This is a genomic window from Oligoflexus sp. (genome assembly GCF_035638955.1).
Taxonomy (GTDB): domain Bacteria; phylum Bdellovibrionota_B; class Oligoflexia; order Oligoflexales; family Oligoflexaceae; genus Oligoflexus.
In genome coordinates, this window is the sequence record NZ_DASQYZ010000461.1 from 1 (window position 1) to 10,915 (window position 10,915).

Here is a 10,915-nt window from a genome sequence, read left to right on the forward strand (position 1 = left end):
GACAAACTGCGCGCTCGTATTGATGGCGTTTTCCGTCTTGATCGAGAAATAATCGACCTTGGCGTTGAAATTGGCCAGCGAATACGTCAAGCCATAGGTGAACGACTTCGATTTTTCGGGATCCAGGTCGGGGTTCCCACCTTCCAAAGCCAGGAACTGGATGATGGTATCGTCCGCTTGCACGGCGCAAGCTCCTGGATCCTGACAGGGGTCATGCAGTGAAGCGAAATTCTCCTGCTGACCTTGAAAGAGCTCGACCAGAGAGGGGGCCCTGAAACCCGTCGAATAACTGCCGCGAAGCGTGAGGCCCGCGAAAGGACTGATTTTGAGGCCGGCCTTCGGGTTGGTTGTCGAACCGAAGTCGCTGTAATTGGAATGACGCGCGGCCAGGTTAACTTCGACCAATTCCGTGAAGGGAACGGTCAGTTCCACATAAGCTTCTTTTACATCACGGTCGCCGGACGTTGATTTCTCGTTCGTGCTGCCGATCGTGTTGTACTGTTGCGAGTTAGGGTCGGTGTCGCTTTCGTATTTCTCTGTACGCACTTCCGCACCAACAGCCAGACCGATTTTGCCAAGTCCGGTTTCAGCCAGATCACCGGCAAAGTTTACGGTGTAGGCGTCGGTTTTCGTTTCGGTGTAGTCCGTGGCTTGGATACGAATCCAGTCCATCATCTCTGGCGTCAGGCTGTCATTCCCCCCGGTGATATTGACCGGAACGCAACCCAGATTAGCGAGAGCCGCGCAGTTTGCAGGGTCGCCAATACCGAGCGACAGGTTGGTTTTGTTCACAAGGTTCCTGGTCGTCGCCCTGGTTTTGGATTGGCCATGGTTGTAGGCAAGGTCCCAGGTCCATTGATCCAGGATCTTGCCTTCAACACCAACGACGCCGCGGAACGTATCCGAATCAGCTTCCGACACGCGAGGGCCGAGCTGAAGGAAGCGCTTTCTTACATCGGTCAGTTCAACACCGAAGGGGTTGTAGGGGTTATTCGCCGCAACCGAGAGCGCACCGGTTTCACGGTTGGTGAAAAGCGGTGTCGGCGCCGAATTATATTCGCTGAACGTATTGGTGTAGTGCGTATCGACGAAGCCCTTGAGGTCTTTCGTCAATTCGTAGTCACCACTCAGGAAAATACTGCGGCGATCCTGAGCCATGATCGCATCGGTGATGGACGCGAAATTGTAAAGATCCGTATCGGCGTTGAAAGTCCGGTAGTCATTCGCTGTCTGGGGTGTTCCACCCGCACCTGCGTTAGGCAAGGCAATCACGGCAGGCAGGTTGGGGACGCCTCGGATACTCGCATCAGGTGTCGCCGAACTTGGTCCGAGCGCCACCTTCGAAACGTCACGATCCCTCGACCTCACGGAACCCTGGCTGTAGACGTTCACGCCCAGGAGCGCGCCTCCCTTGTCATTGGTCGCGCCGTAGGTCAAGTCAATCGACGTCGTCTCCAGATCACCGCGAGACGACTGGCCGTAATAGAGGCCGAAGTCCATGCCGTCCCAGTTTTTACGGGTGATAATGTTGATGACACCGGCGATGGCGTCTGAACCGTAAATGGCGGAGGCGCCCTCCTGAAGAATCTCAATACGGTCGACAGCCGCGACTGGGATGGAGTTCAAATCAGGGCTCGATCCGAAGGCATCCAGAGGCAGTCGACGGCCGTTCAAAAGGACCAGAGTCGAAGACGGGTCGAGACCGCGCAACGCGATGTTGCCGCTGCCGTTGGTCCCGCCGTTGGTGGTTGTGGTGGTCACGGAATTGCCGATCGACGCAGGCAGACTCTTTACGATGTCCGTCACAGTCTGCTTGCCTGTCGCCTGGATTTCTTCCCTTCCCAGAATGGTCAGAGGGGCAGCGACATTCATATCGACACGCTTAATTCGGGTCCCGGTGACCGCGATGACTTCGGTCTTCCTGTCTTCTTTTGCCTTGTCCGTGGCCTTGGTGTTCGCTTCGGTCGGCTTTGTTTCCGTTGTTTGTTCCTGCGCATACGCTGGCACCAAAGCTGCCAGGAGCACAAAACTAATTGCGCTGGCGATGGATGTCTTCATCGTTACCCCCTTGATTTAAGATCGATCATACGAACGCTGGCTATGGTATATACGGATAAGATGTATAGATGAAGATTGTGTAAAAAGCATCCTGCACATAGAGGCGCGTCAGGCCTTGATTATCCCTGATGAAGCCGGTAACACAGCCTCTTTCGCGTGGGTTATATTTGCTATTCTGCAAAAGGTGGATGAGCCTATGGAAACTCTTTTGGGTTCCTGTTTGTGTCAAAGCGTAAAGTACGAAATCACAGGTGAGATCCAAGGTTTTTTTCTTTGTCACTGCAGCCGCTGCCGGAAAGTTACAGGTTCGGCGCACGCGTCTAACATATTTGCCAAGGTTTCGGCTTTGAACTGGCTCTCGGGCGAGGGCAAAATATCCCGTATTCAAGTGCCCGAGACACGCTTTGCCAAATCCTTTTGTTCGCAATGCAGCTCGGCTTTACCGAATCCTCGGCCGCATGGTTTTGTCCTTATCCCGGCGGGTAGTCTTGATAGCAAGCTGACGATCAAGCCTCAAGCTCACATATTCTGCGAGAGTCGGGCCGAATGGGATGAAAGTCTGGAAAGCCTGCCTCAGTTCGCTGGGCTTCCCAGTTGAGGGTTTTGTTGCACCTTGATCCGCGACCGGAGAATGAAACCATGACAAGCCTGGAGCAGCTCTTCGTGGGATTGGCCTGCGCGCAAGGAATTTTCATTGCCATTGATGAGCTCGTTTTTCACCGCCGCAGAGGGTTGGGAACTTTCGAACGATGGGGGCATATCGCCGATTCGCTGCTATTTGCTGCCCCCTTGGGCGTGACCGTTTTCTTTCTGCCCCAGGGAACGCCCATGTTGGCTTTTATAGCCCTTGCGGTCCTTTCCTCGCTTCTTGTGACCAAGGACGAATGGATTCATGCAGCCGAATGCAGAGGTGGAGAGCATTGGTGTCATTCCATACTGTTTACCCTGCATGGAACAGTTTTGCTGACTGCCGCATTTCTTTGGCAGGATGACCCCTACTCATGGCCTCTGAAGGTGATGCCGCTCCTGGTTCTTGGCTGGGGCGGCTATCAGTTTCTTTACTGGCATGTCTACATAAGGTGGAGGGAGTCCAAGGCCCAGTAGAAGAAATTCTACCGACCCGCTGGCGTGGGTTTCTTGAATCGCCCCGTTACCTTTCCAGCCAAACCCTGGAGATCATCAAGTGTGGCGATGGCGCAGGGCAACACAAATACGGCCATGAAAGAACCAATCATAAGGCCCCAGCCCAATGCCAGCGCAATCGGCACGACGAAGAGATCGAGGCCACCAATTCCGTAGGCGGTGGGCAGAACACCGACCACGGCAGAGATCGTGGTCAGCATCACCGGTCGGAGGCGCACGCCGGCGGCATCGTAAATGCTCTCGAGTTTTTCCATGCCCTTGGCCCGATTCTGATTCACGAAGTCGATCAGAACGATGGCGTTGTTCACGATCACGCCCGATAGGGCGATGATGCCCAGCATGCCCATGAAGCTGATGGGCATACGGTGAACAAAGAGCGTGAAGATCACCGCAATCGCGCCAAGCGGGATGGTGAGGATGAGCAGGATAGGTTGCCAGACCTGTTTGAAAAGTGTCACGAGAATCAGAAAAATGATGAAGATGGCAACGACGAAGGCCCGCCCGAGCGAGGCGAAACTTTCCCGTGTGTCCTGGTCTTCGCCGCCGAAGACAAAGCGGAGCTGCGGATACTTCTGTTCAATCGCCGGAAGCTGCTGCCGAATGCGTTCATTCGCTTCGTTGGCGCTGGTTTGGTTGATATCGACCTCGCCGAACACGCGGACTTCGCGTCGATTATCCTCATGCTCATAGGTGGCGAGGGATCGGCCGCTTTCAAACCTGGCAATGCGAGTCAGCGGGACAAGATCACCATTCCGATTGGGGATTTTCAGATTATTCAGAAGGCCCATCGGATTGCGATTTTTTTCGAGCAGCGACACGCGAACGTCGATCTCTTCATCGAGCGATCGAATCGAGGTTGCGACGATGCCATCGAGGGCGGCGCGCACGGTGTTGCCCACGTCGGCGACGTTCAATCCAACGGCCCGCGCTTCGTTGCCGATCACGCGAATGCGCACTTCCTCCTTGCCAGGCAGATAGGAATTCGTGACATCCTCGACACCCGGGGTGCCTTTGGCCAAGGACTCGATCTCTTTCGCTGCTGGGAGTATCTCTTCATATGTATCGCCTTGAACGCCGATGCTGACGGGTTTTCCCACGGGTGGCCCGCCTTGAGCGCGCGCGAAGGTCACGCGGTTGAGGCCTTTGGGAGTGCCCAGTTCCTCCCGTAACGAAGCGATGATCTGATCCGCACTCCGTTCGCGATCCTGTGAAGGCGTCAGGTAAACGGCGACCTGCCCGAGCTGACTGCCGCGGCGCGACAGTGGGTCTTCAGTATCATTTTGAATGACGCCGACGGTGGTGGTGAACGATTCAAGTTCCTTGTCTGACAGGCGAGCCACAGCTGCCTCGATGGGTTTCATAGAGGTCAATGTCCCCTCGAGTGAAGTCTCGGTCGGGGCCTCGGCCTGGATGAAAAAGATCTCGATGCCATCGGGAGGGAAAAGGATGACGCGCATGGTCTTGGCAGCCATAAAGAGCGCACCGCCGAAGAGCAGGGTGGCTGCAAGAAGGACCAGGTAGCGCAGTTTTACGGCAAGGCGCAGGATCCTGCCGTAGAACTCCCAGGCCTTATGCGTCACGTTTTGCCAGGTCTTGCGCCAACCGCGCTGACCCTTGGCCTCGTCCTTGGGCGAAGGCGGCCGAACCCAGGTCGCCAGCTGACTGGGCAGGATGAAGAAACCCTGGAGCAGCGTAACGATAAGCGCGAGAATGATGGCCAACGGAACTTCACGCACGAACTTGCCAAAGATGCCACTCATGGCCGCCATCGGCGCGAACGCGGCCATAGTCACGAGGGCTGCCGCAGCCACGGAAGCCCAGACTTCATAGGTGCCCTCGACCACCGCTTCTTCCGGTTCCATGCCTTCCTGCATCTTGCGGTAACAGTTATCGGCGATGACCACCGTATTATCGACGAGAAGACCGGTGACGAGAATAAATCCAATGAGCGAGACGAGGTTGATGCTCGCACCCATCATGTAGAACAGTGTGATGGTCGCCAGATAGGAAAACGGAATGGCGAGCGACACGACCAGCGCCAGGCGGATCGGCAAGGCAATGGCCAGAACCAGGATAACCAGGAGACCACCGACCAGAAGGTTGTCATTGAGGATGGAAATCCGGAGCTTGATATCGCGCGAGATATCGTTGACGAAATCGATGGAAACTTCGTCGGCCGCGAAGGCTTTGATTTCCTTTTCTGCCGCCTTACGAACTTTTTCGGCGAGTTCGATCGCGTCGGCGCGCTCGGTTTTCAGGATGAGGAGGGCGACGCCTGGTTTGCCCTTGGAACGCCGGAGCTGATCGGGTTCTTCGAGTCCGAATTTTGCCTTGGCGATATCGCCAACCCGTATGGCTTCACCAAGTTCATTGGCGCGCACGACGGTACTTTCGGCTTCTTTTTCAGTCCGAAACTCACCCAGGGTCCGCACGATTTTTTCGGTGCCCGCCGATTGACTCAGCTCACCGGCCGGTATCGACACATTCTGCCCTTTGAGGGCATCAATCAGTTCCTGCAGCGAAACGCGAAAACGTTGAAGAAGTCCAGGGTCCGCTTCGACCTGAAGCTCCACATCCTGATAGCCGAGCGGGACGACGCGGGCCACGTCGTCGATCATCTCGATTTTCTTGCGCAGAAGGCGCGCGACCTCACGCAGACGAAAATCATCCACCTTTTGGGAACTCAGACTGATTTCGATGACCGGAAATTGCTTGCTGTTCAATGCCGTGACGATCGGCGTCTCAACATCAGCCGGCCGGTCGGACCAGCGATCGACCGCTTCCTGGACTTCGCGCTTACCTTTATCTTCAGTCGTTTCATCGGGGTCGAGTTCGATGCGGATCTCAGACAGGTTTTCGGTCGAATCCGAGGTGATTTTGCGCACGCCGTCGACCGCCTTCAATTCCTGCTCGATCGGATTCGTAACCAGCTTCTCCACTTCATCCGCGCCGGAACCGGGCCAGATCGTGCGCACGGTGATAATGTCGAAGTTCACCGGTGGAAAAGCATCACGACGAATGAGAAGCAGCGAGGCGATGCCGATCACGACGACAAAGAGCGTGATGACATTACTCAGAGCGTGTTGCCGAGCAAAGAAAGCAATCACAGCCTTCATGGCAGGACCTCCATTGTTTCCGGAATTTGTCCCGCCAACTCGCGGAGCGACCAGACCGTGCGGCGGAGAGCAATTTCCTCTTCACGAAGACGGATGCGAGCCTGCAGCGCTTCATCCTCGGCTCGTGTGACTTCGGTCAGCGTGATCCGGCCGATGTCGAAGCGATCCTGCTCGAGCCGTGCCCGCTCGGTTTGCCGTTTGGCGTTATCCCGTAGAATACGCAGGTCCCGAACCCGGCGGCCGATTTCCCGGCAGCGCATGCTCCAGGAGACTTGTTCCTGGTCCTTCAGCTCTTCGGCTTGAGCGATGGCACGCAGTCTTTGACTTTGAGTTTCTTTCAAGAGGGCTTTGGATTCGAGTCTGCCCATCGGCAGTTGAAAACGAAGTGCGACCTCCCACGCCGGGTGCCGCGAGCGGAGAGCTTCAACCGCGCTGTCTGTGATCGAGGAATCGATGCCGTTGCCAAAATATTTGGCTTCGAGCTTCAGGTCGGCTCGATCGTTGAGTCGGGCCTGGGAGACGACGGCATCCGCGCGTTTGAGTTCGGCCAGGGCCTGAGCCAGGGACGCCGAACCTTTGCGTTCGCCAACCGACTGACAGATGGATTCCGCCCTTTCATCGACCTTGTCCAGGCCAAGCGGAATTTTGGTCGGATCCACTCTCTGCGTGATCTCATCCGGCAGATCGATGACCGTTGCGAGACGCAACCAGGATTCGCGGAGTTGATCCGCGGCGTTCCGAACATCAACGTCGGCGGCCACCACACTGGATTCCGTTTCGAGGATTTCGGGTCGTTCCGCTGTGCCGCGGGCGAGTCGCAGGCGGGTGATCTTCTGAATGCGCTGGCGCCGTTTCAAAGTTTCCGTGGCATCCTGGACCCGAATCTGGGCAAGCCAGGCGCGATAGAAATCATCGACGATGGCCAGTGTGAAAGTCTCAATCTCGGCCCGGCGTTGTTCGCGCAGGACATTGGCCTCAAGGACATTCAATTGATAGTTGGCCTTGGTGACTTCCCCGAATTGATCGCGAAGAAGGTTTTGGCTGAGCGAAATGTCAAAACGGGATTCGTCGAATTCTATGAGCCTGGGTGATCCTGGCATGGGCGGTAAGGTCAATGAGGATGGCCCTGTGCGAAAGCCAAAATCAAGGGTCGTTCCGGTCAGAAACGATTGGGTGACGCCAGCGCGCACACTGGTTGACTGCAAACGTTCGGGTTGAAAGGGATTCGACGGTTCCAACCGGTTATCGGTGCTAAAGAACTCGGCACTCAGCACCGGCTGCAGACCGGCCTCGGCCCGTATTTCTGAAGCCTCGGCACTGGATTTCAGACTTTGGATTGCGGCGAACGTCTGTGATGTGTCGCGAGCCCGAGCGAGGATAACGTCGAGGGTCAGCTTGCCGTCAGGGAGAGATTCCAGAAATTTTTTCGGATCCGTAGATGACCGGCTCTCCTGGGCCCCTGCTGGGAACGGCCAGGCCGCAAGAAGAAGGACGAGATTCAATCGCCAGTAGTTCATATGAAGCTTCCTAGAGGCAGAGTGTGCGCGCCCGATTGAGAAATAAGTTTTTTAGCATGACAAACTCCAGAGTGAGGTGTCCTGAAAAGGTTTTGTACAGGAGCCTCCAGGCAGCCTCAACAAAATAGAAGGCATTTGCCTAAGGTTTCTCCCGTCGGCCTGCGTGCGAAGCATCAATCCTGCAAAAGTTTTGTCCGCTCCATCGCCACGAGACGCTCGCAACGCTCCAGGGCTAGCAGTCACGATGACTCTTCGTTGTGATGGGGAATGGGAGACGGTGTATACGAGGATTCTTGCATGACACAATGGGGGGGACTCCCCACCAATAGTAAAGTTTTTTTTGCAGGCGGCGGTAACCGCCAAGGGGGGGGGGCTGATGGATGCTCAGGAACAACGACAAGTCTGAGCCTGCTCATCGAAGGCAGGGCCGAAGCGCCTTTGCGAGGGACGGCGGACTATGCCACAACCAGACGCCTGGTCGGATCGTGAATCGTCCTATGTCTGAGCATGCTGAAAAGCAACCTAAGAAGCGAATCGCCAACCGTGCGCAGGGATCTGCCGTGGGAATGCCCTTTCGCTCGCAGGGGCGCGTACTTGTTCCTGCTTATATCGTCGCGCTGAATACTGACCCTGCACCAGTGATAAATGGCATTCCGAAGTCTTTCGTTACATGCTTGCCGCATCATGACCGACAGGCGCTTTCCGCTCCGCTTGGTTACGGGTGCAATGCCGGAATATGCTCGCAAAGCCCGATAATCAAGTTCAGCCAGAGCCTGGGAAGCCTCGGTGAGCAGCATTGCTGCAACTGAGCTTCCGATGCCAGGCACCGAAAGAATAATGGTGACGTCAGGCATTTTATCTTCCCCAGTTTCAGTCGCAGCAAGCTTTCCCAGCAAAGCAGTTATCTCCTTGCGGATCTGCTTTCTCTGCTCATCCACGACCCGCATCTGAGCGATTGCAGCCTTGATATGAAGCATCGCTGCTGCCGTCGTTCCGGGAGCCACGGTCACCCGCTTAGCCTTCGCTGCCTGCATCACATCCTCGGCTTCATGCCGCCTTACATGGTACTTGGCGAGCATATTTCTGACCTTGGCCAGGGAAAAAGATTTAACTTTCCCACTATCCCCCGTGGCTTCCAGAAGATCCCAAAACCATGGTTCATCAGCAGAAGGACTGAGTTTAAGAAGGTCGGAATGAAAGCGCATGACCTGCTCGCGAATTTGATTGGTAAGTCGGTTCCTACTCTGGGCAAGGTCTTCGTCCAGGCGACTCATTTCCCGTAGAACTATCATCTCTTCGCTGCTGAGCTGAATCGCTATTGTATCGAGATGACCGTGAACGGCCTTGGAGAGGCGATAGCTTATGTCCAAAAGTCCATTCGCTCCATTGGCAATGCGAACGGAATCCTGCTTTTCGCAGGAATCAGAGATAACGCAGACTTCATGCTCTTCGGTAGCCCAATCAATACCTACAAACAGCATGTAATTCGAGTCCATCATAGTTTTCCTTCAAGATTGAAAACTTGGTGGCCAGCCCTGATGCCTCCTCACCCCTGTACTGGTGCTCAAGGCGCTAACTCCCCATTGGAGGTTGCAAACAGAGCGTGTCAACTGGGTTAACTAACTATGAAAAAGGTACAGGGTGCAGGCGATCACGATTCCATGCGCTTCATAAGGAAAATGTTTGAATGGATCAAATCCCGTTTCGATGCGTACTCCATGACCAACTCTGCTCGATAATGTCTTTTCGGCGAAAAAAATGCGCCCGGCTGAGCCAGGACTTTGCAAGAAGCAAAATTTTTTGTGACCTCTGCTATGTGATTCACTTTTGCCAATCACGCGCTCAACGCCATAAGAGTTCTTTACCGAATCGAGAATGAATGCGTTGATGATTCACCAAGCTTCGTGCCCGCCAAACCCAATCAAAAGAGGTTATGCAAGATCTTAGAGTCTGGCTGGACACTGCGATTCACAAGGTTCCGCCTAAATCTCTCACCGGCCAAGATACCAATCCAGTCGAGAACGCCATACGTCCCTTCGCATTGGGGAGAAAAGCGTGGCTGTTTTCTGATGCCGTGAAGGGGGCCAATGCCAGCGCCGCTCTTCATAGCCTTGTCATCACCGCTCGTGCAAACGGCATTGAGCCTTATGAATACCTCACCCATGTCTTCACTGAGCTTCCCAGGGCCATTTCCGCAAATGACATCGAGGCTCTTCTGCCTTGGAACTTTTCGACCAGACACTGACCATGTCTGGTCAAGCAGCGACCCCTGGGCATAACCAGATGGTTGCGAGAATGGCGCGGATACGACGGCAGCTATTTGTGGCCAGCTTGCTGGCGGACACTACATGAACGATGGGATTCTCCTAGATTGGAGAATGAAACCTCGAAGAGACCCTGCCACTAAACAGCTTCTTTTAGCTGGTGAATCCTCAGACCGGCACTTCCCCCGGGAATCAAGTAGTAGTAAAGCATGCGAGCACTTGCGTCATCGCGGACAACAAGCTGCTTTTCAACTAGATTAAACGGGGTAAACTTTGCACGCTGGTCAGGCCTCAAACTAATAGCGACCCGCTCCTGAAGGATGATGATGTTGGATTTCAGGTCCTCGTTTAAAATGGACTTGCGCATTCCTTCGTAACGAGTGGCTAGTATGATCGAAGTGCCATACAGATCGTATTCCTTGGTACCATTTTCCGGATAAAATCCCCCTATACCCCCAATTGCAATTCCAATGCTGCAGTATATAGGGTCGTGATAGGCAAAAGCTTCGACTTCCTCGCAGAAGATGTGATGAAACTCAATCGCAATCTGTACAGCTGCTATGCAAATATTGCTATTCAAAGAGCCGAAAGGATATCCCACGCTACACAGAAAACCATCTCCCATTTCTTTGATCCGGTAGGCCCGTGCTTTAAGGCTATCGCTCTCGTAGCCAGACATCATAGCGTCATAGCATCGGCTAAATACTTTGTGGAAAAATTCTTTTGTTTTTACATGCTGAATTTTTGAACTGTTGACAACATCAAAGCTAATGACACAAGCTTCGCTTGAGTGTGTCGGCATGGTTTTTTCTATAGG

Annotated in this window: 7 protein-coding genes and 1 pseudogene; 3 read left to right on the top strand and 5 right to left on the bottom strand. The window is 54.5% G+C overall.

The window, feature by feature from the left end; genetic code table 11:
* Positions 1-2,058 (bottom strand): TonB-dependent receptor plug domain-containing protein (locus VE954_RS37820; RefSeq protein ID WP_324962939.1); only part of this gene is annotated, 2,058 nt, incomplete at its 3' end.
* Positions 2,059-2,254: 196 nt separating this feature from the next.
* On the opposite strand from VE954_RS37820, the gene VE954_RS37825 reads away from it, so the two are divergent.
* Positions 2,255-2,656: a GFA family protein gene (locus VE954_RS37825; RefSeq protein WP_324962941.1), complete on the top strand. Its 402-nt coding sequence runs from the start codon at positions 2,255-2,257 to the stop codon at positions 2,654-2,656.
* 41 nt (positions 2,657-2,697) lie between these two features.
* Complete coding sequence (locus VE954_RS37830; protein ID WP_324962943.1) at positions 2,698-3,162, top strand: hypothetical protein; 465 nt, start codon at positions 2,698-2,700, stop codon at positions 3,160-3,162.
* A gap of 8 nt (positions 3,163-3,170) precedes the next feature.
* Here VE954_RS37830 and VE954_RS37835 read toward each other — a convergent pair whose 3' ends face one another.
* From VE954_RS37835 to VE954_RS37845, 3 genes are all read right to left on the bottom strand, one after another.
* Positions 3,171-6,317, bottom strand: a complete 3,147-nt coding sequence (locus tag VE954_RS37835) for an efflux RND transporter permease subunit (RefSeq protein WP_324962945.1) — start codon at positions 6,315-6,317, stop codon at positions 3,171-3,173.
* Positions 6,314-7,834: a TolC family protein gene (locus tag VE954_RS37840; protein ID WP_324962947.1), complete on the bottom strand. Its 1,521-nt coding sequence runs from the start codon at positions 7,832-7,834 to the stop codon at positions 6,314-6,316. The genes VE954_RS37835 and VE954_RS37840 overlap by 4 nt, the downstream gene beginning before the upstream one ends.
* Positions 7,835-8,289: 455 nt before the next feature.
* Positions 8,290-9,333 (bottom strand): transposase, encoded by a 1,044-nt coding sequence (locus tag VE954_RS37845; RefSeq protein ID WP_324962949.1) that lies wholly within the window; start codon positions 9,331-9,333, stop codon positions 8,290-8,292.
* 509 nt (positions 9,334-9,842) lie between these two features.
* Here VE954_RS37845 and VE954_RS37850 point away from each other — a divergent pair.
* Positions 9,843-10,079 (top strand): annotated as a pseudogene (locus VE954_RS37850) (transposase domain-containing protein); the annotation flags it as partial.
* Between the two features lie 158 nt (positions 10,080-10,237).
* On the opposite strand, the gene VE954_RS37855 reads toward VE954_RS37850, so the two are convergent.
* The coding region (locus VE954_RS37855) for an adenylate/guanylate cyclase domain-containing protein (protein WP_324962952.1) at positions 10,238-10,915 on the bottom strand (678 nt) is incomplete at its 5' end.

Coding starts and splice junctions, on each gene's coding strand:
- VE954_RS37825 (WP_324962941.1), top strand. CDS start 2,255: ATGGAAACTCTTTTGGGTTCCTGTTTGTGTCAAAGCGTAAAGTACGAA.
- VE954_RS37830 (WP_324962943.1), top strand. CDS start 2,698: ATGACAAGCCTGGAGCAGCTCTTCGTGGGATTGGCCTGCGCGCAAGGA.
- VE954_RS37835 (WP_324962945.1), bottom strand. CDS start 6,317: ATGAAGGCTGTGATTGCTTTCTTTGCTCGGCAACACGCTCTGAGTAAT.
- VE954_RS37840 (WP_324962947.1), bottom strand. CDS start 7,834: ATGAACTACTGGCGATTGAATCTCGTCCTTCTTCTTGCGGCCTGGCCG.
- VE954_RS37845 (WP_324962949.1), bottom strand. CDS start 9,333: ATGATGGACTCGAATTACATGCTGTTTGTAGGTATTGATTGGGCTACC.